Origin of the sequence: Gluconacetobacter diazotrophicus PA1 5 (assembly GCF_000021325.1) — a bacterium.
GTDB classification, from domain to species: domain Bacteria; phylum Pseudomonadota; class Alphaproteobacteria; order Acetobacterales; family Acetobacteraceae; genus Gluconacetobacter; species Gluconacetobacter diazotrophicus.
Genome location: NC_011365.1, coordinates 2026512 through 2052589, shown reverse-complemented (window position 1 = coordinate 2052589; position 26078 = coordinate 2026512). Strand labels below are relative to the sequence as shown.

At 68.0% G+C, this 26078-nt stretch carries 19 protein-coding genes; 12 read left to right on the top strand and 7 right to left on the bottom strand.

Annotated features, from left to right (window positions below; all coding sequences use genetic code 11):
* The first annotated feature begins 26 nt into the window (after positions 1 to 26).
* The gene (locus GDIA_RS09280) at positions 27 to 3350 is read left to right on the top strand and encodes an efflux RND transporter permease subunit (protein ID WP_012554001.1); all 3324 of its coding nucleotides are present in this window, start codon (positions 27 to 29) and stop codon (positions 3348 to 3350) included.
* A gap of 109 nt (positions 3351 to 3459) precedes the next feature.
* On the opposite strand, the gene GDIA_RS18605 is transcribed toward GDIA_RS09280, so the two are convergent.
* Positions 3460 to 4529, bottom strand: a protein-coding gene (locus GDIA_RS18605; protein WP_012553677.1) for an IS630-like element ISGdi5 family transposase whose coding sequence is annotated in 2 segments (ribosomal slippage) — positions 3460 to 4043 and positions 4043 to 4529 — 1071 coding nt in all. Because the reading frame shifts where the segments join, the coding sequence is not laid out codon by codon here.
* 113 nt (positions 4530 to 4642) lie between these two features.
* The gene (locus tag GDIA_RS19190; protein ID WP_041249353.1) at positions 4643 to 4864 is read right to left on the bottom strand and encodes a hypothetical protein; all 222 of its coding nucleotides are present in this window, start codon (positions 4862 to 4864) and stop codon (positions 4643 to 4645) included.
* Here GDIA_RS19190 and GDIA_RS09260 point away from each other — a divergent pair.
* Both GDIA_RS09260 and GDIA_RS09255 read left to right on the top strand, forming a co-directional pair.
* A complete protein-coding gene (locus GDIA_RS09260; RefSeq protein WP_012223140.1) occupies positions 4851 to 6194 on the top strand; it encodes an IS1182-like element ISGdi13 family transposase in 1344 nt (447 codons plus the stop codon). The two genes, GDIA_RS19190 and GDIA_RS09260, sit on opposite strands and share 14 nt — an antisense overlap.
* A 185-nt stretch (positions 6195 to 6379) precedes the next feature.
* A complete protein-coding gene (locus tag GDIA_RS09255) occupies positions 6380 to 7531 on the top strand; it encodes a phytanoyl-CoA dioxygenase family protein (protein WP_012554000.1) in 1152 nt (383 codons plus the stop codon).
* A gap of 83 nt (positions 7532 to 7614) precedes the next feature.
* On the opposite strand, the gene GDIA_RS09250 is transcribed toward GDIA_RS09255, so the two are convergent.
* From GDIA_RS09250 to rfbA, 3 genes are all read right to left on the bottom strand, one after another.
* Entirely contained in the window at positions 7615 to 9924 is a 2310-nt protein-coding gene (locus GDIA_RS09250; protein ID WP_231854307.1) for a TonB-dependent receptor, read from the bottom strand.
* 267 nt (positions 9925 to 10191) lie between these two features.
* The gene (locus GDIA_RS09245) at positions 10192 to 10686 is read right to left on the bottom strand and encodes a hypothetical protein (RefSeq protein WP_012225057.1); all 495 of its coding nucleotides are present in this window, start codon (positions 10684 to 10686) and stop codon (positions 10192 to 10194) included.
* A 76-nt stretch (positions 10687 to 10762) separates the two neighbouring features.
* Positions 10763 to 11635 carry a glucose-1-phosphate thymidylyltransferase RfbA gene (rfbA, locus tag GDIA_RS09240; RefSeq protein WP_012225056.1) on the bottom strand — a complete coding sequence of 291 codons (873 nt, stop codon included), beginning with the start codon at positions 11633 to 11635 and terminating at the stop codon, positions 10763 to 10765.
* A 110-nt stretch (positions 11636 to 11745) separates the two neighbouring features.
* On the opposite strand from rfbA, the gene GDIA_RS09235 reads away from it, so the two are divergent.
* Genes GDIA_RS09235 through GDIA_RS09225 form a run of 3 tightly spaced genes read left to right on the top strand, consistent with a single transcriptional unit; the run spans position 11746 to position 16326 of the window.
* The gene (locus tag GDIA_RS09235; protein WP_012553999.1) at positions 11746 to 13962 is read left to right on the top strand and encodes a hypothetical protein; all 2217 of its coding nucleotides are present in this window, start codon (positions 11746 to 11748) and stop codon (positions 13960 to 13962) included.
* A 35-nt stretch (positions 13963 to 13997) separates the two neighbouring features.
* On the top strand, positions 13998 to 14663 hold the full coding sequence (locus tag GDIA_RS09230) for a histidine phosphatase family protein (protein WP_012553998.1): 666 nt from the start codon (positions 13998 to 14000) through the stop codon (positions 14661 to 14663).
* Between the two features lie 28 nt (positions 14664 to 14691).
* A complete protein-coding gene (locus GDIA_RS09225; protein ID WP_012225053.1) occupies positions 14692 to 16326 on the top strand; it encodes an NAD-dependent malic enzyme in 1635 nt (544 codons plus the stop codon).
* A 67-nt stretch (positions 16327 to 16393) separates the two neighbouring features.
* Here the strand turns inward: GDIA_RS09225 and GDIA_RS09220 are convergent, their stop codons facing one another.
* Positions 16394 to 17302 (bottom strand): prephenate dehydrogenase/arogenate dehydrogenase family protein, encoded by a 909-nt coding sequence (locus GDIA_RS09220; protein WP_012225052.1) that lies wholly within the window; start codon positions 17300 to 17302, stop codon positions 16394 to 16396.
* A gap of 11 nt (positions 17303 to 17313) precedes the next feature.
* A complete protein-coding gene (locus tag GDIA_RS09215; protein ID WP_012225051.1) occupies positions 17314 to 18402 on the bottom strand; it encodes a lysylphosphatidylglycerol synthase domain-containing protein in 1089 nt (362 codons plus the stop codon).
* Between the two features lie 216 nt (positions 18403 to 18618).
* Between GDIA_RS09215 and hpnA the strand changes: the two genes are divergently transcribed.
* The 6 genes from hpnA to shc all read left to right on the top strand — a co-directional run bounded on the left by hpnA (position 18619) and on the right by shc (position 26078).
* Entirely contained in the window at positions 18619 to 19614 is a 996-nt protein-coding gene (gene hpnA, locus GDIA_RS09210) for a hopanoid-associated sugar epimerase (protein ID WP_041249738.1), read from the top strand.
* 13 nt (positions 19615 to 19627) lie between these two features.
* On the top strand, positions 19628 to 20824 hold the full coding sequence (locus GDIA_RS09205) for a glycosyltransferase (protein ID WP_012553997.1): 1197 nt from the start codon (positions 19628 to 19630) through the stop codon (positions 20822 to 20824).
* A gap of 1 nt (position 20825) precedes the next feature.
* The gene (gene hpnC / locus GDIA_RS09200) at positions 20826 to 21722 is read left to right on the top strand and encodes a squalene synthase HpnC (protein ID WP_012225048.1); all 897 of its coding nucleotides are present in this window, start codon (positions 20826 to 20828) and stop codon (positions 21720 to 21722) included.
* A gap of 81 nt (positions 21723 to 21803) precedes the next feature.
* On the top strand, positions 21804 to 22700 hold the full coding sequence (gene hpnD / locus GDIA_RS09195) for a presqualene diphosphate synthase HpnD (RefSeq protein ID WP_012553996.1): 897 nt from the start codon (positions 21804 to 21806) through the stop codon (positions 22698 to 22700).
* Positions 22701 to 22704: 4 nt separating this feature from the next.
* Positions 22705 to 24018, top strand: a complete 1314-nt coding sequence (gene hpnE, locus GDIA_RS09190) for a hydroxysqualene dehydroxylase HpnE (protein WP_012225046.1) — start codon at positions 22705 to 22707, stop codon at positions 24016 to 24018.
* Between the two features lie 134 nt (positions 24019 to 24152).
* Positions 24153 to 26078, top strand: a complete 1926-nt coding sequence (gene shc / locus GDIA_RS09185) for a squalene--hopene cyclase (RefSeq protein ID WP_183116281.1) — start codon at positions 24153 to 24155, stop codon at positions 26076 to 26078.

Genomic DNA, 26078 nt, shown 5'->3' with positions numbered 1-26078 from the left:
CACGACGGTCATCCGCCGGGCGCCGCATGAATCCCTGTCGTCCCTTCATCCTGCGGCCGGTTGCCACGACCCTGATCTCGCTGGCGCTGGTGATCGCGGGGCTGTTCGCCTATCGCGCGCTGCCGGTGGGCGACCTGCCGAACATTTCGGTGCCGATCATCTACGTGGTCGCGACCCAGCCCGGGTCCTCGCCCCAGCAGATGGCAACGTCGGTGACCACGCCGCTGGAACGCCGGCTGGGGCAGATTTCCGGCATCAGCGCCATCGAATCCGATTCCACCGACAGCACTGCCTTCATCCTGCTGACCTTCGACGACAGCCGGAATATCGACGGCGCCGCCAACGACGTGCAGGCGGCGCTGCGGGCCGCGACGCAGGACATGCCGGCGACGTTGCAGATGGTGCCGCAATACTGGAAGGCGAATCCGGCCGACAATCCGATCATGATCATGGCGCTGACGTCGGACACGCGGCCGATGGCCGACCTGTACGACGTCATGAAGACACACCTGCAGCCCATGCTGTCGCAGATCAAGGGCGTGGGCTGGATCGAGATCACCGGCAGTTCGGCCCCCGCCGTGCGGGTCGAGATGAACCCGTATCCGCTGTTCAAATACGGCATCGGGTTCGAGGACATCCGTTCGGCCCTTGCCTCGGCCAACGCCAACACGCCCAAGGGCTTCGTCGATGTCGGGCCGCAGCGCTACAGTATCTCGACCAACGACCAGGCGCGGCACGCGGCGGATTATCGCGACCTGGTGGTGGGCTATCGCGGCAGCCGCCCGGTGCGGCTGACGGATGTCGCAAGCGTGGTGGACGGGGTCGAGGACGAACGCCAGACCGGCTATTTCAACGGGCATCGCGCCGTCATGGCCATCGTCCGGCCGCAGCCCGGCGCCAACGTCATCCGCGTGATGGACGAAATCAAGGCCCGCACCCCGGCCATCATCGGCGCCCTGCCGCGCGGGATGACGCTGACGCCCGCCATGGACCGGTCGATCACCATCCGCGCCTCGCTGGCCGACACGCAGCTGACCCTGCTGATCTCGGTGCTGCTGGTGGTGGGGGTGGTGCTGGTGTTCCTGCGCGCCCCGCGCTCGACCCTGATCCCGGCGGTGACGGTGCCGATCTCGCTGGCCGGCACGCTGGCGGCGATGTACCTGCTGGGCTTCTCTCTGGACACGCTGTCGCTGATGGCGCTGACCATCGCCACCGGCTTCGTGGTCGATGACGCGATCGTGGTGGTGGAAAACATTGCCCGCCACATGGAAGCCGGGATGGACCGGCGCGCGGCCTCGATGCTGGGCGCGGGCGAAATCGCGTTTACCGTGCTGTCGATCACCATCGCGCTGGTCGCGGTGTTCCTGCCGCTGCTGCTGATGCCGGGCACGCCGGGCAAGATCTTCTACGAATTCGCCATGACGCTGGCGGTGACGGTCGGGATTTCGCTGTTCCTGTCGATCAGCCTGACGCCGATGATGTGCAGCCTGCTGCTGGACGTGGCCCATGGCGCGCCCCTGCCGGCCGGGGCATCGCGCACCCGCCGGGCCCTGCGCCGCCTGTCGGACGGGATCGAGGCGACGTTCGAGGCCATCCTGCACACCTATGTCCGTTCGCTGGACTGGGCGCTGCGCCATCGCTGGTGGGTGCTGTCCACCCTGCCGCTCAGCCTGGTGGCGACGGCGGGCATCATCGTGCTGATGCCCAAGAACATCATCCCCAAGCAGGACGTGGCGCTGATCGTCGGCTATTTCCGGGGGGACGAAACCGGATCGTTCCAGAAGATGGACGGCAAGATCCGCGCCGTCAGCGCCGCCATGATGGCCGATCCCGACACCGAATCCGTCGCGGCGTTTTCCGGCGACACGCGGGTCGAGGGACAGGCCTTCGCCCAGATGACCGACAAGCACGATCGCAGCGACGGCCCGGACGAGATGATCGCCCGTATCCACAAGCGCCTGGAAGGGCTGACCGGCGTGCGCCTGTCGCTGTTTTCGGCCGGCGACGTCAACGGCGGCGGCGGCCGCCAGCAGCAGGGTGCCTATCGCTACGTCCTGCGCAGCGACAATGCCGAGGACATCTATACCTGGACGCCCCGGCTGGTGCAGGCCCTGCAGGGCAGCAAGGTGATGACCGACATCACCACCAACCTGACCAACCGCGCGGCGGCATCGTATGTCGACATCGCCCGCGATACCGCCGCGCGCTATCTGGTCACGCCGCAACTGATCAGCAATGCGCTGTTCGACGCCTACGGCCAGCGCAGCGCCTCGAACATCTCGACGCCGATCGCGACCTATCACGTGGTGATGGAGGTCGCGCCGCCCTATCGCCAGTCGCCCGACGTGATGCAGGCCTTCCGGGTTTCGACCTCCGGCGGGTCGGCGGGCGGGGGGACCGTGTCCAATACCGTGCGCGTGGCGCTGTCCGACCCGGCCGCGACTTCGCAGGCCTCGTCGCTCAGCCAGCAATCCTTCCGTAATGCCGTGGCCAACCGGCTGGCCGGGGGCGCCGGCGCGTCCAGCGGCTCGGCCGTGTCGTCCAGTATCGAGACGATGGTGCCGCTGCCGGTGGTATCGCGGATCGAACAGCGCCCGACGTCGATCTCGGTCAGCCATCGCGACGGGTTCGTCTCGGGCGCGGTGTCCTTCAACCTGGCCAAGAACCGGTCGCTGGACGAAGCCGCGGCGGAAATCCGCGCCACGATGGTGCGCCTGCATGTGCCCGAATCGGTCCAGGGCGGCTTCACCGGCGAGGCCGCGCAGTTCCAGACGGCGATGATCAACGAACTGCTGGTCTTCATCGCCGCCCTGGCGACGATGTACGTCACGCTGGGCATTCTGTACGAAAGCTACGTGCATCCGCTGACCATCCTCTCGACCCTGCCGTCGGCGGCGGTGGGGGCGGTGCTGGCGCTGTGGCTGACCGGGCAGGAATTCTCGCTGATCGCGATGATCGGCGTGATCCTGCTGGTCGGCATCGTGAAGAAGAACGCGATCCTGATGGTGGACTTCGCGCTGCACGCCGAACGCGACGGCGCCATGTCGCCCGAGGAGGCGATCCGCGAAGCCTGCGCCAAACGCTTCCGCCCGATCCTGATGACGACGCTCGCCGCCGCCTTCGGGGCGGTGCCGCTGATCCTCAGCGGCGGCTACGGGATCGAACTGCGCCGCCCGCTGGGCATCGCCGTGGTCGGCGGCCTGGCCATGAGCCAGTTGCTGACGCTCTACACCACGCCGGTCGTTTACCTGCTGCTGGAACGCATCCGCTCGTGGGTGGTCCGGACCGCCTCGTCCCGCTGGCGGTCGCATATTGGCCGCGCTACGTCGCTGGATCGGCCGACGGCGTAGGGCGTTCGGTGCGTCTGTGGCGAAGGACTTCTTTTTCTGAAGAAAAAGAAGCAAAAAGACTTTGATTCGTTAAGAGACTTTGTATGACGCTCGCGCATAATACCAACGGTTATAGACACAGACCTGTGTGAGCCCACTTTCTGAGCCCGATGGATCGGATGGTGTCAGGCAGGGCGGCAAGCTTGTTCCAGGCGGAACAGGCGGCGTCGATGATATGATCGATGCCGTCGAAGACGGTGTTGGACAGCCAGTTGGCGCGCAGGAACTGCCAGACATTTTCGACCGGGTTCAGTTCGGGCGCGCGGGACGGCAGGAAGATCAGGCTGATATTGCGGGGCAGCTTCAGCTTGTCGGTGGTATGCCATCCTGCGCGATCGAGCAGCACGACGGCGTGGGCACCGCGGACGACGCAGCGCGAGATTTCCTCGATGTGCAGTTGCATGCTGGCGGTGCCGATGAACGGGAGCGCCAGGCCGGCGGCTTTGCCACGCGCCGGACAGATCGCGCCGAACAGCCAGGCATTCTCGTAGCGCTGATCAGCCGGCTGGCGTGGCCGCGTGCCACGCCGGGCCCATTGTCGGACGATGCCGTTCTTCTGGCCGATCCGGGCCTCGTCCTGGAACCAGATCTCGATCGGCTTGCCCTTGGGCAGATGGCCGGTATGGGCATTCAGGATGCGGGGGAAGTTTTTTTGAATGCCTCCATGACGCCAGCGTCCTGACCCGGGTGACGTGGCCGGGCGCTGACATAGGAAAAACCAAGCCGTTTCAGTAGAGTGGACACATGACGCTCATGATAGACGACGCCGAAGCGCTCTTCGATCACGCGTTGCAGATCGACCCGGCGCCAGCGCACCACGCCATCACGCTGCCGATCCGGCCCCGCCTCGACCAGGGCCTTCAATTCGGCCTGCTGTGCCCCGCTCAGGCGGCAGGCCGGCCCTGCGTGCAGATGATCGCGCAGGCCATCCGGCCCTTCAGCATTGAAGCGGTGAACCCAGTCCCGCAGCGTCTGGCGGTCCATGCCGCCTACGCGGGCCGCATCGGTGCGGCTGGCCCCGTCACGGATCGCCGCCAGGGCCAGAAGCCGGCGCGCAGCGTTCGCCTGCCGGCTGCGCGCCGCAAGTCGCCTCAGATCAGAGGCCGAATAGTCATCCCGTAGCTTCACCGCTCTCGTCATCTGCCAGATCCTCCCAAAATCAAGAGAATCAGAGCCGGCGCCGTTCGTCACTTCACACACGAGTCAGTGGCTACGGCCTTTGGTATAACTTCTGAATGAAGCAGCGTACATGGCTAACTACCATTCGGCTGGTTTTCGGCCCGCTCGAACTGGCTGACAAACTTCACATTGTAGGCATAGAATTCGCCTTCCGGCGTAATGACCATCTCTGTAATATTGGTACGATGAAAGGTATCGTCGTTCTCTTGATCATTTATTTTTAAGCTAGCAGGCTGTCGGGTTGGGGTACCTGGCTCTGGCGATCTGCGGTAAGCTTTCAGGATGAGCAGCTTCATTCCGTTTGATCGATCGCAGCCGTATCTTCTGCCGCCGGATCTGAAGTCATGGCTGCCGTCGGACGATGTGGCGCATTTCATCGTGGCGGCGGTAGAGCGGGTGCCGTTGAGGGCATTTTCCGTTCCTGTGCGGACTGGCGGCAAGGCGCAGTATCATCCGCGCCTGATGCTGGCGCTGCTGATTTACGCCTATGCGAACGGCGTGTTCTCATCGCGTCGGATCGAACGGGCGACATATCGTGATATCGGTATGCGCTTTGTGGCGGCGAACCTGCATCCTGACCATGACACGATCGCGACGTTCCGGCGCGGCAACCGCACGGCGATCGAGGCAGCGTTCATGCATGTACTCCTGCTGGCACGCGAGACGGGACTGGTGCGGCTTGGCACGGTGTCGATCGACGGCACGAAGATCGATGCCAATGCCTCGAAATACCGTTCCATTCGTTATGATCGCGCGAAAGAGCTGCGCGAGAAACTGGCCACCGATATCTCCACCCTGATGGAACGGGCAGAGGCGGCGGATACAACCGATGTGGATCATCAGGCGTTGCCGGAGGAACTGGCCCGGCGGGAGGCTCTGAAGGCAAAGCTGGATGAAGCCTGTGCGCGACTGGAGGCGGAAGCCCGCGAGCAGGCCAAGACCGCCCGACCAGAATATGAGCGCAAGAAGGCAGCTTTTGATGCGAAGCGGGGACGGCGCGGTCGGCCGCCGAAAGAACCGGACGATGAACCGCCACCAGACCGGCAGATCAACCTGACCGATCCGGACAGCAAGCTGATGCGCCGCTCCGACGCGCATGAATACCGGCAAGCCTACAATGCCCAGGCCGTGGTTTGTGCCGAGGGCAGCCAGTTGATCTTGGAAAATGGCGTCGTTGCGACGACGGCGGACGCGCCCAGCTTCGCCGCCACCATCCTGGGTATGGAGGAGAGGATCGGCCTGCCACGAACCGTCCTCGCCGACACGGGTTTCGCCAGCGGCAAAGCCGTCGAAACGTTGCAGGCCAGCGGCGTGGACCCGCTGGTCGCCATCGGACGCCCTGTGAATCGGCGCCCTTATGACTTCCGGCCAGAACCGCCACCCAGGGAGCCGCGCCGGATCACCGAGCCCTGGCGCCTGGAAATGAAGGCCAGGCTGCAACAGAACCCGGCAAAAGCCCTTTACGCCTTACGCAAGCAGACCGTCGAACCGGTCTTCGGTATCATCAAGAGCGCCATGGGCTTCACCCGTTTCCATCTCCGTGGCCTCCCCAACGTCGCAACAGAATGGACGCTCGTCGCCCTCGCATATAATTGCCGTAGGATCACGCGACTGACGGCCGCATAAACGCCGTCGTCGCCATCACTCATCACTACGGCAGCGCCCAATCCGACAGCCTGCTAGAGCATTCAGAATGCTGGAAAAGTCCTGGTCGGCGTGTATTGTTTCACTTCGTGTACGCTCGCGGCGCGGCGATAAAAAAGATCGCGCGGGGGGTGCTTGTCTTCACCCTTTCGCGACGATCGAGTGGCATGTTCAAGACGTTCACATGGATACTGTCCTGTCCCATCTGGGCGCTTCAGCTTTTTACCGGCGCGAAATCATTCCGTGACAATCCGCTGATCGGCAGCCGGGCGCTGAATGAACGGGGGCTGCATGTCCTGCGCCAGGCCATGGCGCATCGGGCCACCGCCTGGCGGCGGCGGCGGCTGGGGCGCGGCGTTCCCGCTCCTCTGGCGGCCGCGTTCGCGCGGGATGGTTTCGTCGTCGTCCCGGATTTCCTGCCGGCCGAAGCATTCAGCCAGCTTCTTGATGACGTCACGCGCTATCGCGGGCCGGCGCGCGAGACCATACAGGGCGACACGGTCACCCGCCGCATCGCGCTCGATCCCAGGGTGCTGGCCGGGATGCCCGGCATGCGGCGCCTGCTGGACAGGCGGCTGCTGGGCAAGCTGACACGGCTGGCCGGTGGCCGCGATTGCGAACCGCTTTATTATATCCAGACCATTCTTCCGCATGCCGTCACGGGCGACCCCGACCCGCAGCTTCAGCTTCATGCCGATACCTTCCATCCGACGGTCAAGGCGTGGTTCACCCTGACCGACGTCGCGGAAGACAGCAGCCCGTTCATCTATGTCCCTGGTTCGCACATCATCACCCCAGCGCGCCGGGCCTGGGAAAAACGAATGAGCATCGAGGCATCCGGATCGGAAAACCGTCTGACCGGCCGGGGATCTTTCCGTGTCGATGAAGACACCATTTCCGCCATGGGCTACCCGCCGCCGCGCTCCTTTCCGCTGCCGGCGAATACGCTGATCGTCGCGGATACGGGTGGCTTTCATGCGCGCGGGGCCGCCCGGGACGCCGGTATGCGGGTCGAGGTCTGGGCGTACGAACGCGGGAATCCGTTTTGTGCCCCGCCGGTCGATCTGTGGCGCATTCCGGCCCTGGGCCGGTGGCGCGTGCCTGTGATGTGGGCTTTTGGCGACTGGCTGGAGGAAAGCGGCCTGGGGCGGCAGGTCTGGCGCAGGCGCGGCACTGTCGGCGCGTTCGACCGCGACGTTGCCGGTCATGCGGCGGCCAAGGTTCGGCAGGACATGTCGGGGTGGCCTGGGCGGGTCAGCGCTGGTTTGGTGCGGAAGGGTCTTCTTTTTCTGAAGAAAAAGAAGCAAAAAGACTTTTGATCTGTTTCGGGACATCGTACGCGCCCGGCACAATGCCCCTGAACAGATCAAAAGTTTTTTGGTTCTTTTTTTCAAAAAAGAACTTAAAAACTGGCCTTCAGATCCGCAACATACGTCCGCATCGGAAACGGATGATATTCGTAATACCGGGCATTGTTGATATTATCGATGCCGGCATCGAACGTCAGCGGTCCCGTGACGTGCCAGTGAACATGCACGTCCGCAACAAGGAATTTATCGAACGCGCCGAAGACGTGGCCGACACGGTCGGTATTGTCCAGCGTGGAATACATCCGGCCCTGGTAGCGAAGCGCCGCCGACAGATCGAGGCGCTTCGTCGCGTGCCACGTGGCCTGTACCGTGTCGCGCCAGTCCGGCACATAGGGCACATGCTTGCCGGCGGCGGTGGTGCCGGTCGAACTCTGGAAGCCGGGGTCGGAGAGAATGCGGGAATCGACATAGGTCAAGCTGTTTGACAGGTCGAAGCCCTTGATCAGAAGGTCGCGCCGTTCCGCCACGAATTCCACGCCGCGATTGCGCACCTCGGTCACGTTCTGGAACGTCGTCGTATAGATGTTGTTCAGCAACGTGCTTTGCGAGATCAGTGCGTTGTGCGTGTTTTCCTGGAACAGCGACAGGCGCAGGCTGCCGCTGTGCGTGCGGCGTTCGATCATGGCCTCGCTGGAGAACACCTGTTCGGGCCGCAGGGTGGCGTTGGGGACGGCATATGTTCCGCCGGTCGAGACGATCTGGTACAGCTCGGACACCGTCGGGTAGCGCCAGGCCTCGCCGAAGGACAGTTTGGCGGTCCAGTCCGGGTTGATCCGCCACGCCAGCGTCGCCTTGGGCGAAAAATTGGTCGAATGTTCCGGCGGCTGGCTGGCGGCGACGGCGCCGGCCTGGTTGAAGCCGTTGGAGGCCCGCCAGAATTCCAGCCTTCCGCCGACCGTCAGCGTAAAGCCCGGCGCGAACTTCCATGCCTCCTGCGCCCAGAGGGCATAGGTCGTCGTCGTTCCACGCCCGCTGGAATGGAGCGTGCCGTTTCCTGCCGCGGGCGAGGACGCCCAGTTGCCGGTGTTGTAGGTCGGGTTTTCCAGGTCGTACTGGTCCCGATGGCCGCCGAAGCTGAGTTCATGCGCGCCGCCGACGCCGCTGGGGCGCCAGATTCCCTTGACGTCCGCCGTCATCCAGCCGGACCCGTCCATGCGCGCGATATAGCCGTTCGGCGTGAAGTTCGTGCCGCCCAGCACGCCGGCCGGATTGCGCTGGATGTCCTTCAGGTAGTCATAGTCCGTGAAGATGGCTTCCCCGTCCCAATGGCCCTGCGTCCTGGTCTTCAGCGAGACCGCGTTCATCAGGTGCTGTTCGTCATACGTGTAGGTGTCGTTGGCGAAGCCCGCGACACCGCCGAAGGTGGCGGCACCGGCGGCATTGGTCAGGTAGGATTGCGACCGGGCGCGGGTCTGGTTGTCCCAGTATCCGACCGTATAGTTCAGGCGCAGCCATGGCGTGAAATCATAGGCAAGGCGCAGCGTCACGTTATCGGTCGTGCTGTGCTGCAGCCCGCCCGCTCCCATGACGTTTGCGACCGACCCCGTCTTGCTCAGCGCCGCGATCCCGCCCGTCGTGCCGGCCGGCATGCCGGAACTGGTGACGAAGAACAGCGGCTGGCCCAGGCTTTCCTCCCGGTTGGCGCTGAACAGCCAGGACAGGCGGCCGATCCGGTCGCCGATCGTCACCGCACTGTTCGCGGTGCCGTAGTTCCCCCTGGTCCGGTAGGCATCATAGGTCTGCACGCTGCCGGTCTGCTTGACCGTGGCCGTGAAACGGTCGGGCATCCGCGTGGTGACCAGCACGACGCCGCCCATGGAATTGCCGGGATATTCCGCCGCGAACGGGCCGTAGAGCATGTCGATCCGTTCGATCTGCTCGGGTGTCACCATGCCCCAGCGCGGCGCGCCGTTCGTGTTGTTGTTGGAAATCAGGGCCGAGATCGGGGCATCGTCGACATAGACCAGGCTGCGGGCACTGGAATTGACGCCCCAGGTCCGGGTTTCGAGCGTGGCCTGCGTGTCGCCGTTGTTGCGTTTGCGCAGCAGCAGGCTGGGCAGGTATTTCAGCGCGTCTTCGGTATCGACGATGTTGACGGTCGCCTCGATCGTCCGCCGGTCGATGCCCGCGCTGGTCTGCGGCAGCGCGAAGCGCCTGGCGTCCGGCGCCGTGGCCTGCCGGGTCACGACCAGCGTCTCGGCCTTGGGCGCGGGCGCGGGCGGCGCGGCGGCGTGCGTTCGCGGATCGATCTTCTGTGCCGGCGCGACCGGTGTCCTGCTGGAGGTGCGGTTGGAGGGGAGGGGCGTGGCCGCCGATTGGGCGGGTACGGCCGCGCCATGCATGGAAAGCACGAAAACGGCTAGCGCTACGCGGCGCGGACCGGCCCTGTGCGTTGGGCGCGCGGGCCGTGGATGACCTGACATGATGTCTGTCCTGGGCTGACCTGGAAAAAGCCGGCAGGGGGGCGGTCATCGGGCCTCGTGGATTGTCCGCACGGCGCCCTGGTCGTCATCCAGGGGCATGCGGGAAATCCATGGGGGAATCGGGGCGGCCTGCCGGCGTCGGAGCGGCGTCATCCGCGCGGATGGTTCATCCGGGCGGGACGCCGTTCAGGCCGTGGCAGGCGGTGCGCGCGAGGGGGGAAGAAGACGGCTGCCGGATGCCGGGGGCGCCCGGGGTTGCGCGGGCCGGCACTGGGGCCGCATCCACCCCGTGGGCGGAAGCGGTAGAAAGGCCAGGCCGGTGAGGATGATGGCCGGAATATGCAGCAGCGGGCAGAGCGGGCACGACCCGTCATGATGGTGCCGGGGCGCATGTGACGGAAGGGGCGCCGCCTGCGTCATACCCGCCTGCATCATGCCCGGCATGGCCATGTGCATGGCCGGCATGGCGCAGGTGCCGGCGCAGTCTTCGGGGGCGATGTCGATGCCGGTCAGCCGCTCGATCGTGGCGCGCGGCGCCTCGTCGGGCCGTGCCTGGTTCTGGACCAGCAACTGGCCCAGAAAACCCAGCAGCGTGAACGCGACGATCAGCCACGCGCCCAGGGCAGGGTGTGTCCCAGGGCGTATCGCGGGTCGTTTCGCAGGATGCAGGACGCGGGCCATGGTGGCAGCGGGGTGCCTTGTTCTCGACTCTCGCGTTGGTAAATGCCGAGGACTGGATTGTCAAAATTTTGATCGTCTATGCGGCGTCCTCCGCCATGTCGCGCAGCAGGCGGCCCAGATCGGTCTTGCGGATCGCGCCCGCGACGTCGCGCAGTTGCGCGGCGTCGATGAAGCCCATGCGGAAGGCGACCTCGGCGGGCGATCCGACCAGCATGCCCTGGCGGGACTGGATGGTCTGCACGAACATCCCGGCCTGCATCAGCGCGTCGGGTACCCCGGCATCCAGCCAGGCGCAGCCCCGGCCCAGCTTTTCCACCTGCAGCGAGCCTTCTTCCAGATAGATCCGGTTCAGGTCCGTGATCTCCAGCTCGCCCCGGGCCGAGGGGCGGATCGCGCGGGCGAAGGCGCTGACGCGGGAGTCGTAGAAATACAGCCCCGTCACCGCCCAGCGCGACGTCGGCTGGGCGGGCTTTTCCACCAGGTCCCGGGCGCGGCCGTCGGCGTCGAAGCTCACCACGCCATAGCGTTCGGGGTCCTGCACCTGGTAGGCGAACACCGTGGCGCCGACATCGCGCCGCGCCGCCGCCTGCAGCAGCACGCTCAGATGGTCGGCGAAGATCAGGTTGTCGCCCAGCGCCAGCGCGCAGGCCGCGCCCTGCAGCCAGTCCTCCGCGATCAGGAAGGCCTGGGCGATGCCGTCCGGCGAAGGCTGGACGCGATAGGTGAAGCGCACCCCATACTGCGTCCCGTCGCCCAGCAGGCGGCGGAACTGCGGCAGGTCGTCGGGCGTCGAGATGATCATGATGTCCCGGATGCCCGCCAGCATCAGCGTCGAAAGCGGGTAGTAGATCATCGGCTTGTCATAGACCGGCAGCAACTGCTTGCTGGTCGCCAGCGTCATCGGGTGCAGCCGCGTGCCCGACCCGCCGGCCAGCAGGATGCCCTTCATCGCGGGCGGGGCGGCGGTGCCGGATAGGGCGGTTCGGGATACAGGCGCGTTCATCGACTTCCACATGCTGCGTTCCGTTGCTGCTGGCTCGCGCCGTCGCGGGGGGACCCATGCGGGGCGGTGTGATTGATGGCCCTGCCGCGTTCGCGCATACTGATGATGGAAATAGGGATTTTTATGTGCTCGCCGATCATCTGACCCAGGACCTGGCGTCCGTCCTCGACCGTCCCGACCTGCGCGTGATCGCGGGGGAGCGGCGTATCGGCCTGGACCCGGCGCTGCCATTGCCGTTTCGCGTCGGCGCCGACGGCATGATCGTGCTGGGCGCGCCGTGCCTGGCCATGCCGGCGGCGGCGCCGGTCCTGCTGCGGCACGCGCTGGAACTGGTCCGGCTGCTGGAGGTCGCGCCCGGCGAACCGGTCCTGGCCGGGTTGTGCGCCGCGCGTACCGCCGCGCTGTTCGCCGGGCTGGACGGTCCCGCCGCCGGGCGCAGCCGCCCCGCCTGGCATGCCGACATGGCGGCGGATGTGCCGCCCGAACCGGCCCGGCTGGCGGATGTGTGGTCCACCCTGTCCCCGTTGCAGCCGCCCGTCACGCCCCCGGCGGACGGGGCTGTCGGGTTCGGCGGCCTGCGCGCGCGCCTGACCCTGCTGTGGTCCCTGCTGGGTCCGGCCGAATCCCTGATGGCCGAGGGCGGCGATGCCCGCCTGGCGATCGATCCGGCGACCGGGCTCAACCATTACGGCTGTTCGCACCGGCCCCGGCCGTGGGCGGTCACGTTCGCGTCCTCGACCGCCTCGTCGCTGTCCGAACGCGGCTTCGCCGGGGCCGAGGCCGCGCGCCTGCGCCTGATCCGGGGCGAACTGTCCGGTGACGGCGCCCGGGTGCGGGCCGAGATGGTCGAGGACGTGCGCCGGCAGATCGCGTGCCATTACCGGATGACGGACGCGGAATGCGTCGTCCTGGCGCCCTCGGGCACCGATTGCGAATTGCAGGCCCTGGCCATGGCGACGCTGGGTTTCGCTGGGCATCCCGTCAGCAACATCCTTCTGGCCCCCGAGGAAACCGGGAGTGGCGTACCGCTAGCGGCAAAAGGTTGCCATTTCGCCAACGACACCGCCCTGGGGGCGCAGGTGACGAAAGGCCAGCGGATCGCGGGCTTTCCCGACGACACGCAATTGCTGTCCGTTCCCCTGCGCCTGCCGGACGGCGCGCTGCGCGCGCCCGCCGACATCGACCGGGCCTGCGACGACCTGGCACGGCGGGCGCGGGCGGCGGGTCGGCATGTGCTGATGCACCGGCTGGACCTGTCCAAGACCGGGCTGCTGGCCCCGGGGCTGGAGATGCTGGACGGGCTGGCGGAGGATGGTTCGTCGCCGGATGTGCCCCCGCCGGATGTGCCCTTGCCCGATGTGGTCGTCGATGCCTGCCAGGCGCGGCTGGACCCGGCGCGGGTGCGGGCCTATCTGGACCGGGGCTGGATGGTGATGATCACCGGGTCCAAATTCTTCACCGGCCCGCCCTTCTGCGGCGCGCTGCTGCTGCCGGCCGGCGTGGCGGCGCGGCTGGACCATGGCAGCCTGCCCGTGGGGCTGGCGGATTACAGCCATCGCGGGGCGTGGCCGCCCTGCGCGGCCGCCGGCATCCTGCTGCCGGGCGAGAATCTGGGCCTGGTGCTGCGCTGGTATGCGGCGCTGGCGGAAATGACCGCGCTGCAGGACATTCCGCGGGCCGTGGTGCGCGACCGGCTGGACCGGTTCCTCGACGCGCTGGAAGGCGCCATCGACGCCGATCCCGACCTGTGCCGCCTGGTGGTGCCGGCACCGGCACGGCCGCCATTGGCCGATGCCTGGGACGACCGCACGACCATTATGTCCTTCTTCGTGCGCGATCCGCACGCGGCGAAGGGAGTGGAATCCTTCGTCCCGCTGGGGCTGGATGCGGCGCGCGCGCTCTATCGCTGGCTGAATACCGACCTGTCGCGCCTTCTGCCCGGCCCGGCGCTGGATGGTGGGGCGGATGGGGGGCTGGGGGGCCTGCTGTGCCATGTGGGCCAGCCGGTGCCGCTGCCGCACACCGCGCGCGCGGACGGGCCGGCCGGGGCGCTGCGCCTGTCGGCCGGCGCGCGGCTGATCTCGGGCGAGCCGTCGCATGGTGGGCTGGTGCCCGATCGGCGCATGGATTGCGAAATCCGCGATGGATTGCGGGTCCTGGCCAAGATCGGACTGATCCTGCGGCACTGGGCGGTGCTGGCGGCGGCCGACCCGGTACAGACCTACGCTCCACTTCCGGCTATGGATACAGGGGTGTCTCGGTCCCGTCCCTGACACGTTGCCCCCTGACCCTGACCGGATCGGCGTACATGAACCAGAATCACGGCCATTTCCTCGACACTCCGAAGCTGCAGGACGGCGTCACCCGCTTCTGGATGATCCGCCACGCACTGGTCGAGGAAAATGCCCGCATGAAGCTCTACGGCGCGCTGGACGTGCCGCTATGCCCCGAAAGCCTGATCGCCCAGCGGGGCATGTACCAGGCCCTGGCCGCCCGGCTGCCGCGGAACGCACTGTGGTTCACCTCGCCGCTCAGCCGCACCCAGCACACCGCGCGCGCGATCCAGGAGGCCGGATACGGCCCGGCGGACTGGACGGTGGAACCCGGCTTCACCGAGCAGTCGATGGGCGACTGGCACGGGCTGCGCCATCATGAACTGCCCGACCAGTTGACGCTTGCGCCGCATCTGTTCTGGTCGGTGGCCGCCACCGAATGCCCGCCCGGGGGCGAAAGCATGCTTGCGGTCTGCGCCCGCGTGGGCGAAACCATGGATCGCATGGTCCGTGCCCATCCGGGCCGGGACATGGTCGTCGTCAGCCATGGCGGCGCGATCCGGGCGGGGCTGGCCCATGCGCTGCGCGTGCATGCGGAGACAGCCCTGCATTTCTCGATCCAGAACCTGTCCCTGACGATCGTCGAGCGCTTCCCCGAGGCATGGCGCATCGTCGCCGTCAACGAACTGCTGGGGATCTGACGCCCGCTTTTTATGGAGTAAAGCGACCATGAACCGACCCGCCCGACATACCCTGCGGGGCACGGCACTGCTGAACGACCCGGCCTTCAACCGGGGAACCGCCTTTACGGCCGCGGAACGGCAGACCTACGGGCTGGAAGGCCTGCTGCCGCCGCAGATCGAAACGCTGGAACGGCAGGCCGAGCGGGCTCTGCGTCACCTGGACGCCAAGCCGACGGATCTGGAACGCTATATCTACCTCGCGGCCCTGGTCGACCGGAACGAGACCCTGTTCTACAAGGTGCTGATGTCCGACCCGGCGCGCTTCGTGCCGATCGTCTACGCCCCCACGCTGGGCGAGGCCTGCAAGGCATTCAGCCACATCTATCGCCGCCCCCGGGGCATGTATATCAGCCTGGAGATGAAGGGCCGCATCGCGGACATCCTGCGCAACTGGCCGGTGTCCGACGTGCGCTTCATCTGCGTCACCACCGGCGGGCGCATCCTGGGCCTGGGCGATATCGGCGCCAACGGCATGGGCATTCCCATCGGCAAGCTGCAGCTCTACACCGCCTGTGGCGCCGTGCCGCCGCAGGTCACGCTGCCGATCCAGCTGGATATCGGCACCACCAACGCGGCGCTGCGGGCCGATCCGCTCTATCTGGGCCTGCGGCACGAACCCCCGCCGCAGGCCGAACTCGACGCCTTCGTCGAGGAATTCGTGACGGCGGTGCAGGAGGTCTTTCCCGCCTGCTGCATCCATTTCGAGGACTGGAAGGGCACGGACGCGATCCGCTACCTGGAGCGCTACCGGGAGCGGGTGCTGTGCTACAACGACGACATCCAGGGCACGGCGTCGGTGACGCTGGCCGGGCTGGTCACGGCGCTGCGGATCAAGGGCGAAAAACTGTCCGACCAGACGGTGCTGTTCCTGGGTGCCGGGTCGTCCGCGCTGGGCACGTCGGACCTTCTGGTCAAGGCGATGCAGGCCGAAGGCCTGTCGCAGGCCGACGCCCGCGCCCGCATCACCATGATGGACGTCAAGGGGCTGGTCGAACCCTCGCGCACCGACCTGTCCGAGGAACAGCGGCGTTACGCCCATGCGGCGGAGCCCACGCGCGACCTGATGGCCACCATCCGCCGCGTGCGGCCCAGCGTGCTGATCGGCGTGTCCACCGTGGGCGGCGCCTTCACGCAGCCGGTCGTCGAACTGATGGCCGCGATCAATGCGCGGCCGATCATCTTTCCGCTGTCGATCCCGCATTCGGAATGCTCGGCCGAACAGGCCTATGCCTGGTCCGACGGCCGGGCGCTGTACGCGGCCGGGGTCCAGTTCCCGCAGGTCATGCGCGACGACCATGTCTTCCGCCCCGGGCAGGCCAATAATTTCTACATCTTCCCCGGGCTGGGGCTGGCGGTCTATGCGACGCGTCCGCGCCTGATCCCCGACGCGCTGATCATCGAGGCCGCACACGCCCTGGCCGACCAGGTCGACGTGACGGCGCAGGCGCGCGGCATGCTGTATCCGCCGCAGAACCAGATTCTCGAGGTCCAGGTCACGTCGGCCTGCCGCCTTGCGGAATATCTCTTCGATGCCGGGCTGGCCACCGTGCCGCGTCCGGACGATATCCGGTCTTGGATCGAGGGCATGACCTACAGCCCGACCTACGCGCCGGACGCCTGAGGGGGGAGGAAGGTCGGGCTCTGCCCGAACCCGCAAGGGGTCGCGGACCCCTTGACCCCTGTTCGTTTCAGGCCTGGCGGTTTTCCAGCAGGCTGCGCCGGATGTGGCGGCCGCGTTCGATCCGGTCCACGATGAACGCCTCGTCGCCCCATCGGATCGCCCGGGCCATGGCCTGGGCGTCCTCCATGAAGCGGGCCAGCATTTCCAGCAGCGCCTCGCGGTTGTTCAGGAAGATGTCGCGCCACATCACCGGGTCGGACGCGGCGATGCGGGTAAAGTCGCGAAAGCCCGACGCCGCGAAATCCAGGACCTCGGACCGCGTTTCGTCGGCCAGGTCGTCGGCGGTGCCGCAGATGGTGAAGGCCAGCAGGTGCGGCAGGTGGCTGACGATGGCGCAGACCCGGTCGTGATGGGCCGGGTCAATGATCCGAGTGCGCGCGCCCATGCGGTGCCACAGCGTCTCGATGGTCGCGATCGCGGCCGGGTCCGTGTCCTCCAGCGGCGTCAGCAGGCACCACCGGTCGTCGAACAGGGTGGCGAATCCCGCGTCGGGGCCCGAATATTCCGTGCCCGCCATCGGATGGGTCGGCACGAACGCGATGTCGGCGCGCAGTGCGGGGGCGATGGCGCCGATGATCGACTGCTTGGTCGATCCGACCTCGCTGAGGATCGCGCCGGGCTTCATGGCCGGCAGCACCATGGCGCCCACGGTGGCGATCGCGCCCACCGGCACGCACAGGATGACGCAGTCGGCATCCGCCACCGCACGCAGCGCGTCCTGCTCCACCCGGTCGGCCAGGTCCAGGTCGCGCACCCGGCGGCAGACGTCGGGCTCGACGTCGCACGCCACCAGTTCGGCCGCGATCGTGCCGTCCTGCCGCGCGCGGCGCAGGATGGACGATCCGATCAGGCCCGGCCCGATGACGGCAAGCGTGCGGAACAGGGGCTGCGGCGCGGCGGGCGAGGGATCGGTCATGGCGTATCCGGTCAGCGCGACCGTTCGGACGCGGCATAGGCACCGCCGTCCGGGTCCTGGGCCAATGCCTTGGTCTGGGCCAGCGCCGTGGCCGGTCCCAGCGCCTTGCGCTGCCGGCGCAGCACCCGCATTTCCGATGCCTGCCACAGCAGCAGCACGGGAATGCCGATCGCCAGGTCGCGCCCCCGGCGCAGCAGCGACAGGCCCAGCGAGATCGACGGGTCGATGCCGAAGGCCGACCCCAGGGCTATATAGGCCGCTTCCTGCACCCCCAGCCCCGCCGGCACCAGGAAGGAGGCCGACATGATGCCGCAGGCCACGCCCTCGATCGCGATGGCGTCGCCCAGGCTGAGGTGCGCGCCGAGGAAATAATAGGCGACCCAGACCGCGCCCGCGCTGCCGATCCAGGCGATCAGGTGCGTCGCCGCGGCTTCGGCGATGCGGCCGGGATGGGACCAGACCGCGTCCAGGTTCTGCTGCAGGGTGTCGGCGCTGCTCAGCATCGCGCTGTGCCATTGCGTGGCGATGTTGCGGCTCAGCCCGCTGGCCAGGCGCTTCAGGATGGTGCCGCCATGCTGCTGGGTCCAGATGAACCCGCCGATTCCCATGGCCAGCAGCACGGTCCCGATGATGACGGGCTTGGCGAACGGGCTGGATTGCTGGTGCGCGACCAGGAACACCACCGCGATCAGCACGAACACGACCTGGCCGATGACCTCGGTCGTCAGGTCGACGATATTGGCGCTGGCGGCTTCCGGCCATTCGATGGCGCGGCCGCCGGTCCGGGGCGACGGCGGGGCGCCGGTCGCGCGGATGCCGACCAGGATGCCCCCCAGTTGCGAGAACGGCAGGCACGTCGCCGCCGCGTCGCGCACCATGCGCGCGGCCGTCAGGTGGACCAGCCCGATCTCGCGGCAAGCCGCGTGCCAGGCAAGACCCAGTACTGCGTCCACCGCAAGCTGCGCCAGTACGGTGGCGCCGAATCCGACGATGCCGATCGACAGGATCGCCTTCAGGACCGAACCCGCGCCCAGCCAGGCGGTGCAACCGGTGATCAGGGCAAGTCCCAGGAAGGCCAGCAGGATCGTAAGTTTTTTCAAGGATGGACCGCACTTCGTCTGCCGCGCCGTGGGACGTCCTGGGCAGGGCGTTCCAGCGCATGGGTTGGGCCTGACTTACACCAGAGGAGGGTCTGGCGCCACCATGAGGTGTCGGGATAAATGGTGCCGCATCGTTTCGCCGCCAACCGGCCGCCCCATGGGGGTTTCCCCCGGGACGTCCGCCTGCTGACATATACCGGAGCATCCGATCGGATCATGACTGCCCCCACGCTTGTTACCGGCGCGACCGGTTTTGTCGGTTCGGCCGTTGCCCGTACGCTTCTCCAGCGGGGGCATTCGCTGCGCCTGATGGCGCGCAAGGGGGCGGACCTGACCAATATCCGCGACCTGCCGGCGGAACTGGTCGAAGGCGACCTGTCCGCGCCCGCCACCTTCGCCGACGCGGTGCGGGGGTGTCGCTACGTCTTCCATGTCGCCGCCGACTATCGGCTGTGGGTGCCCGACCCCGCGCCCATGATGACCGCGAATGTCGAGGGAACGCGCCGCCTGATGCTGGCGGCGCAGGACGCGGGGGTGGAACGGATCGTCTATTGCTCGTCGGTCGCGGCGCTGGGGCTGATCGGCGACGGCACCGTGTCGGACGAGGACACGCCGGTTCACGAGCACGCGGTGATCGGGATCTACAAGCGGTCCAAATACCGGGCGGAGCAGGAGGTCCTGCGCCTGGTCCGCGAACGCGGCCTGCCGGCGGTGATCGTCAACCCGTCCACCCCCGTGGGCCCGCGCGACATCAAGCCGACGCCGACGGGCCAGATGATCCTGGATTGCGCGGCGGGGCGCATGCCGGCCTATGTCGATACCGGGGTGAACATCGTCCATGTCGACGACGTGGCCGAGGGCCACGTCCTGGCGCTGGAACGCGGCCGGGCGGGTGAGAAATACATCCTGGGCGGCCAGAATTTCCTGCTGCGCGACCTGTTCGCCATGACGGCGGACATCGCGGGCGTGCGGCCGCCGCGCGTCAGCCTGCCGCAATCGGTGATCTGGCCGGTGGCGGTGGTGTCGGAATGGCTGTCGCGCGGCTTCGGCATCGCCCCGCGCGTCACGCGCGAGATGCTGGCCATGTCGCACAAGAAGATGTTCTTTTCCTCGGCCAAGGCCGAACGGGAGCTGGGCTATGCCCCGCGCCCGGCGCGCGACGCGGTGGCGGATGCCGTGGCCTGGTTCCGCCAGAACGGCATGCTGGGCTAGGAGCGCGATGGCAATGCTCCTGCTGGCCGTCTCGCTGCTGTGTGCCGCGATCTGGATCGTGCTGATCGGTTTCCATGGACGCTTCTGGCAGGGCGGGCCGATCCTGGCCCCGGCCCGGCCCTCCGCCGGCATGGCGGGGCAGGGGGAATGGCCGGCGGTCTGCATCGTCGTTCCCGCCCGGGACGAGGCCGAATCGGTGCAGGCCTGCGTCGCCTCGCTGATCGGCCAGGATTATCCGGGGGCGCTGCACCTGATCCTGGTGGACGACAACAGCACCGACGGCACCGGCGCGCTGGCGCGTGCGGTGCCCGACCCCCTGGCGCGGCTGACGGTGATCACCGGCCGGGAGCGCCCCCCGGGATGGAGCGGCAAGCTCTGGGCCGTGTCCCAGGGCGTGGCCGAGGCCCGGCGCCAGGTGCCGGAGGATGTCGGGTACGTATTCCTGACCGATGCCGACATCACCCATGACCCGGCCCATGTCGCCACCCTGGTGGCCAAGGCCGAGGGGGACGGGCTGGACATGGTGTCGGAAATGGTGGAACTGAACGTCGCCAGCGTGGCCGAACACATGCTGGTGCCGGCCTTCGTCTTCTTCTTCGCGCTGCTGTATCCGTTCGCGCGGGTCAACGATCCGCGCAGCCGCGTCGCCGGGGCCGCGGGCGGGTCGATCCTGATCCGCCGCACCGCGCTGACCCGGATCGGCGGGATCGAATCCCTGCGGGGCGCGCTGATCGACGATTGCACCCTGGCCGCGCATGTCAAGCGCAGCGGCGGCGGCCTGTATCTGGGCCACAGCCGACTGGCCCGCTCGATCCGCCCCTATCCGCATCCGGCCGACGTGTGGCGCATGGTGGCGCGCACCGCCTATGTGCAATTGCGCTATTCGCCGCTGGTCCTGCTGGGCACGGTGCTGGGCATGGTCCTGGTCTGGATCGCGCCGATGCTGCTGGCCCTGTTCGGGCACGGGGCGCCCCGCCTGCTGGGGGTGGCGGCCTGGGTCGCGTCGATGGCGTGCTTCGTGCCGACCCTGCGGCGCTTCCGCCTGTCGCCGGGCTGGGCGATGCTGTTGCCGCTGGTCGCGGTCTTCTATACCGCCGCGACCCTTGGCTCGGCCATCGACCACCATCGCGGCCGTGGCGTGGTGTGGAAGAGCCGTGCCTATCTCGAACCGACCGGGGCCGGCGGGCCCGTGCCAGATGACAGGACATGACGTGAACGCCATCCAGGGCCAGAAAGAAGCTTCCTCCCCCTCGACCGACGGGGGCGTGTGGGGGACCGAGGACGTCTCGTCCGGCAAGGGGGCGGAGGACGAGAATTTTCCCGTGGGCTCGCTGCTGATCAGCCGCCGGCTGCGTCCGCATGTCCATGCCTATTACGATTTCGCCCGGGTGATCGACGATATCGTCGATACCGACCGGCTGGCGCCCGACGCCAAGATCGCACGGCTGAATGCGATGGAGGACGTGGTGCTGGGCCGCCGGGCCGCGCCCCCGCGCCGCGACGCGCAGACGGCGGCGCGCGTGGCCCACGCGCTGGCCGTGACCGGCGTGCCGGTGACGACGGCGACCGACCTGATCGTGGCCTTTCGCCAGGACGCCGTGAAGAACCGGTACGAATCGTGGGACGAACTGGTCGAATATTGCCGCTATTCCGCCAATCCGGTCGGCCGCTTCCTGCTGTGCCTGCATGGCGAGGACCCGGCCACCTTCGCGCCTTCGGACGCGCTGTGCACGTCGTTGCAGGTGCTGAACCATCTGCAGGACTGTGCTGCCGACCTGCGGGCGCTGGACCGGTGCTACCTGCCCCTGCCGTGGCTGGCGCGCGAGGGCGCGTCGCTGGACGATCTGGGGGCCTGCCGGGCGTCGCCGGGGCTGCGCCGGGTGATCGACGCCCTGCTGGACCGGGTGGACGACCTGAACGACGAAGCCGCCCGCCTGCCGGGCCTGGTCCGCGACCGGCGCATGCGGCTGGAGGCGGCGGTGATCGTGGGGCTGGCCCGGCGCCTGACCGCGCGCCTGCGGCGCGAGGACCCGCTGGCCGGGCGCGTGAAACTGTCGCGCGGCGACGTGCTGCGGGCGGGGCTGGGGGCGCTGCGCGTACTGCCATGAGGGGCCAGGCTTTGTCACGGACGCGATTCCGCCCTACACAGCCTGCGTCGGCGGATGCATGACGGGAACAGGAAGGCGGGAATGGGATTGACACGGATACGCACGGCGCGGGCACGGACGGCGGAGCCAGCCCCCCTTGGGTGTGATCCGGCCGATCTGGCGCAGGTCGAATCCGTGGTCGTCGCGTCGGGCACGTCGTTCGGCAAGGGCATGCGCATCCTGGCGCCCGACCGGCGCTACGGGATGTATGCCGTCTACGCCTTCTGCCGCCTAGTCGACGACGTGGCGGACGATGACGGCACGCCCGAGGACAAGAGCGCGCTGCTGCGTGCGTGGCACGAACGGATCGCCGGCCTGTATGCCGGGCGCGCGACGGACGCGCTGGACCGCGTGCTGTCGGTGGTCATCGCCCGGTTCGACCTGCGGCAGGCCGATTTCGACGCGGTGATCGACGGCATGATGATGGACGCCCAGGGCCCCATCGTCGCCCCCGACGAAGCGACCTTCGACCTGTATTGCGACCGCGTGGCCTCGGCGGTGGGGCGCCTGTCGGTGCGGGTGTTCGGCGATGCGTCGGCCGAGGCCGACCGCGTGGCCTTCCATCTGGGCCGCGCCCTGCAGATCACGAACATCCTGCGCGACGTGGCCGAGGACGCCCAGCGCGGCCGGCTGTACCTGCCGCGCGAATTGCTGACCCGCTTCGACGTGCCGCTGGACGCCGCCCGCGCGGTCCGCGCGCGGGGGCTGGAGGGCGTGGGCCGCGTGCTGGCCGGCCGGGCGCGCGATCATTTCCGTGCCGCCCACCGGGCGATGGCCCGCTGCGACCGCCACGCGATGCGGCCGGCGCGGCTGATGGGCGCCACCTATTCCGCCATCCTGACCGCGCAGGAAAAGCAGGGCTGGCGCCACCCGGAACGGCGGGTTTCGCTGTCGCGGCCGCGCAAACTGCTGATCGCCGCCCGCGCCCTGGTGGGCTAGGCGCATGGCGGGACATGTCCATATCGTCGGCGGCGGCCTGGCCGGCCTGTCGGCGGCGGTCGAACTGGCCGGCAGCGGCGTGCGGGTGTCGGTGTACGAGGCCGGTCCGGCCTGCGGCGGGCGGGCGCGGTCCTATTACGACCGGCAGCTCGACTGCCGGATCGACAATGGCAACCATCTGCTGCTGTCGGCGAACGACGCCGTGTTCCGCTATCTGGGCCTGATCGGCGCGGAACGCAGCCTGGTCGGTCCCGGCCGGCCGATTTTCCCGTTCGTGGACCTGGGCGACCGGTCGCGCTGGACCCTGGACCTGTCGCGGGGCCGCCTGCCGTTCTGGCTGCTGTCCAGGCGGCGGCGGGTGCCGGGCATGCGGCTGGGCGAAATCCGGTCGCTGACGCGGCTGATGCAGGCGGGGGCGGACCAGACCGTGTCCGACTGCCTGCTGCCGGGCATGCTGTCGGCGCGGCTGCTGGCACCGTTCGCGGTCTCGGCGCTGAATACGCCGTGCGAAACCGGCAGCGCGGCCCTGCTGGGCGCGGTGATCCGCGACAGCCTGGCCAAGGGCGGGCAGGCCTGCATTCCGTGCTTCCCGGCCGTCGGCCTGTCCGAAAGCTTCGTCGATCCCGCGCTGGACCATCTGGCGCTGCTGAAGGCCGAAATCCGCACCGGGTGCCGGGTGTCCGGTATCGAAGTGACGGGTGGCCGCATCGCATCGCTGCGCCTGCCCGAGGGCGCGGTTCCGGTCGGGCCGGACGATGCGGTGATCATGGCGGCTCCCGCCCCGGTGGCCGCCGACCTGCTGTCCGATGCCGTGCCGGGCCTGCCGGTGCCCGATGCGTTCGAAAGCATCCTGAACGTCCATTTCCGCCTGCCCCAGGCGCCCGTGGCGCTGGGCACGCTGGCGCAGGCGCGCTTCATCGGCGTCGTCGGCGGGATCAGCGAATGGGTATTCGTCAAGGGCGACATCCTGTCGGTCACGGTCAGCGCCGCCAACCGCTATGCCGATCGCGGCAATGACGACCTGGCGGCGCGGATCTGGGACGAGGTCCGGGCCGCAATCGATCCGGCCCTGGCCCATCCCCTGCCGGCGGACATGCCCCCCATGCGCGTGGTGCGGGAGCGGCGGGCGACCTTCGCCGCGACACCGGCGCAGGAACGGCTGCGCCCGGGCACGCGCACGGTGCTGGACAACCTGTTCCTGGCCGGGGACTGGACGGCGACGGGATTGCCCGCGACAATCGAAGGTGCCATCAGGTCGGGCGCCGCTGCCGTGCGTGCCTTTCGCGCGCGCGACATGGCGGGGATGCCGGCGGGGTGATCGCGCCGGGTGCGAAACATCCGTATACAGGAATTTTTGGACAGGTCCCGCCCGGCGGGGAACAGGAAATGATGGCGAACGCGACCGATACAATCGAACTCCCCCCGTCCCGCGCGGCGGACCGGATCGTGCCGATGACCGACATCGACCAGGCGGTCGATGCGGCGCATGCGGCACTCGGCCGCCGGCAGCAGGATGACGGGCACTGGGTGTTCGAGCTGGAGGCCGATGCCACCATCCCGGCGGAATATGTCTTGCTGGAACATTACCTGGACCGGATCGACCCGGCGCTGGAGGAGCGGATCGGCGTCTATCTGCGCCGCATCCAGGGCGACCATGGCGGCTGGCCGCTCTATCACGGCGGCAAGTTCGACGTCTCGGCCACGGTCAAGGCCTATTTCGCGCTGAAGGCGATCGGCGACGATATCGACGCCCCGCACATGGCGCGCGCCCGCGCGGCGATCCTGGATCATGGCGGGGCCGAGCGCAGCAACGTCTTCACCCGCTTCCAGCTTGCCCTGTTCGGCGAGGTCCCGTGGCATGCGACGCCGGTGATGCCGGTGGAACTGATGCTGCTGCCGCGCAAGGCGTTGTTTTCGGTCTGGAACATGTCCTACTGGTCGCGGACGGTCATCGCGCCGCTGCTGGTGCTGGCCGCGCTGCGCCCGCGCGCGATCAATCCGCGCGACGTGCATGTGCCCGAACTGTTCGTCACCCCGCCGGACCAGGTGCGGGACTGGATTCGCGGCCCCTACCGGTCGCAGCTTGGGCGCCTGTTCAAATATGTGGACATCGCCCTGCGCCCGGCCGAACGGCTGATCCCCGACGCCACGCGGCAGCGCGCGATCAAGGCGGCGGTCGATTTCATCGAACCCCGCCTGAATGGCGAGGACGGGCTGGGCGCGATCTATCCCGCCATGGCCAACACGGTGATGATGTATCGCGCCCTGGGCGTGCCCGACAGCGACCCGCGCGCCGCCACGGCGTGGGAGGCCGTGCGCAGGCTGCTGGTCGAACTGGACGGCGAGGCCTATTGCCAGCCCTGCGTCTCGCCGATCTGGGACACCGGCCTGGCCGGCCATGCGATGATCGAGGCCGCGTCCGGCCCCGAGGGCATCCGCCCCGAGGACACGAAGAAGAAGCTGGCCGCCGCCGCCGAATGGCTGCGCGAGCGCCAGATCCTGAACGTGAAGGGCGACTGGGCGATCAACTGCCCCGACGTGCCCCCCGGCGGCTGGGCCTTCCAGTACAACAACGATTACTACCCCGACGTGGACGACACGGCAGTGGTCGGCATGCTGCTGCACCGCGAGGGCGACCCCGCGAATGACGAGGCGCTGGAGCGCGCGCGCCAGTGGATCATCGGGATGCAGAGCAGCAATGGCGGCTGGGGCGCGTTCGATATCGACAACAACCTCGATTTCCTGAACCATATTCCCTTCGCCGACCACGGTGCGCTGCTGGACCCGCCGACGGCCGACGTGACGGCGCGCTGCATCTCGTTCCTGGCGCAGCTCGGCCATCCCGAGGACCGGCCGGTGATCGAACGCGGCATCGCCTACCTGCGCACGGACCAGGAACGGGAAGGGTGCTGGTTCGGCCGCTGGGGCACCAATTACATCTACGGCACCTGGTCGGTGCTGTGCGCCTATAACGCCGCCGGCGTGGCGCATGACGACCCGTCGGTCGTGCGCGCGGTGGACTGGCTGCGTTCGGTCCAGCGCGAGGATGGCGGCTGGGGCGAGGATTGCGCGTCGTACGAAGGCGCCACGCCGGGCATCTATACCGAAAGCCTGCCGTCGCAGACCGCCTGGGCGGTGCTGGGCCTGATGGCGGTGGGCCTGCGCGACGACCCGGCGGTGATGCGCGGCATGGCCTACCTGACCCGCACGCAGAAGGATGACGGCGAATGGGACGAAGAACCCTATAACGCCGTCGGTTTCCCCAAGGTCTTCTACCTGCGCTATCACGGATACCGTCAGTTCTTTCCGCTGCTGGCCCTGTCGCGCTACCGCAACCTGGCGTCCAGCAACAGCCGCCACGTCGCGTTCGGCTTCTGA

What these genes read in the sequence shown, in the direction of transcription:
- shc (WP_183116281.1), top strand. Translation starts at nt 24,153, where the DNA reads ATGACCGACATCGACCAGGCGGTCGATGCGGCGCATGCGGCACTCGGC.
- GDIA_RS09225 (WP_012225053.1), top strand. Translation starts at nt 14,692, where the DNA reads ATGAACCGACCCGCCCGACATACCCTGCGGGGCACGGCACTGCTGAAC.
- GDIA_RS09255 (WP_012554000.1), top strand. Translation starts at nt 6,380, where the DNA reads ATGTTCAAGACGTTCACATGGATACTGTCCTGTCCCATCTGGGCGCTT.
- hpnE (WP_012225046.1), top strand. Translation starts at nt 22,705, where the DNA reads ATGGCGGGACATGTCCATATCGTCGGCGGCGGCCTGGCCGGCCTGTCG.
- GDIA_RS09280 (WP_012554001.1), top strand. Translation starts at nt 27, where the DNA reads ATGAATCCCTGTCGTCCCTTCATCCTGCGGCCGGTTGCCACGACCCTG.
- GDIA_RS09205 (WP_012553997.1), top strand. Translation starts at nt 19,628, where the DNA reads ATGCTCCTGCTGGCCGTCTCGCTGCTGTGTGCCGCGATCTGGATCGTG.
- GDIA_RS09245 (WP_012225057.1), bottom strand. Translation starts at nt 10,686, where the DNA reads ATGGCCCGCGTCCTGCATCCTGCGAAACGACCCGCGATACGCCCTGGG.
- GDIA_RS09220 (WP_012225052.1), bottom strand. Translation starts at nt 17,302, where the DNA reads ATGACCGATCCCTCGCCCGCCGCGCCGCAGCCCCTGTTCCGCACGCTT.
- GDIA_RS09230 (WP_012553998.1), top strand. Translation starts at nt 13,998, where the DNA reads ATGAACCAGAATCACGGCCATTTCCTCGACACTCCGAAGCTGCAGGAC.
- hpnA (WP_041249738.1), top strand. Translation starts at nt 18,619, where the DNA reads ATGACTGCCCCCACGCTTGTTACCGGCGCGACCGGTTTTGTCGGTTCG.
- hpnD (WP_012553996.1), top strand. Translation starts at nt 21,804, where the DNA reads ATGGGATTGACACGGATACGCACGGCGCGGGCACGGACGGCGGAGCCA.
- rfbA (WP_012225056.1), bottom strand. Translation starts at nt 11,635, where the DNA reads ATGAAGGGCATCCTGCTGGCCGGCGGGTCGGGCACGCGGCTGCACCCG.
- GDIA_RS19190 (WP_041249353.1), bottom strand. Translation starts at nt 4,864, where the DNA reads ATGAAGCTGCTCATCCTGAAAGCTTACCGCAGATCGCCAGAGCCAGGT.
- GDIA_RS09250 (WP_231854307.1), bottom strand. Translation starts at nt 9,924, where the DNA reads ATGCATGGCGCGGCCGTACCCGCCCAATCGGCGGCCACGCCCCTCCCC.
- GDIA_RS09260 (WP_012223140.1), top strand. Translation starts at nt 4,851, where the DNA reads ATGAGCAGCTTCATTCCGTTTGATCGATCGCAGCCGTATCTTCTGCCG.
- GDIA_RS09235 (WP_012553999.1), top strand. Translation starts at nt 11,746, where the DNA reads ATGCGGGGCGGTGTGATTGATGGCCCTGCCGCGTTCGCGCATACTGAT.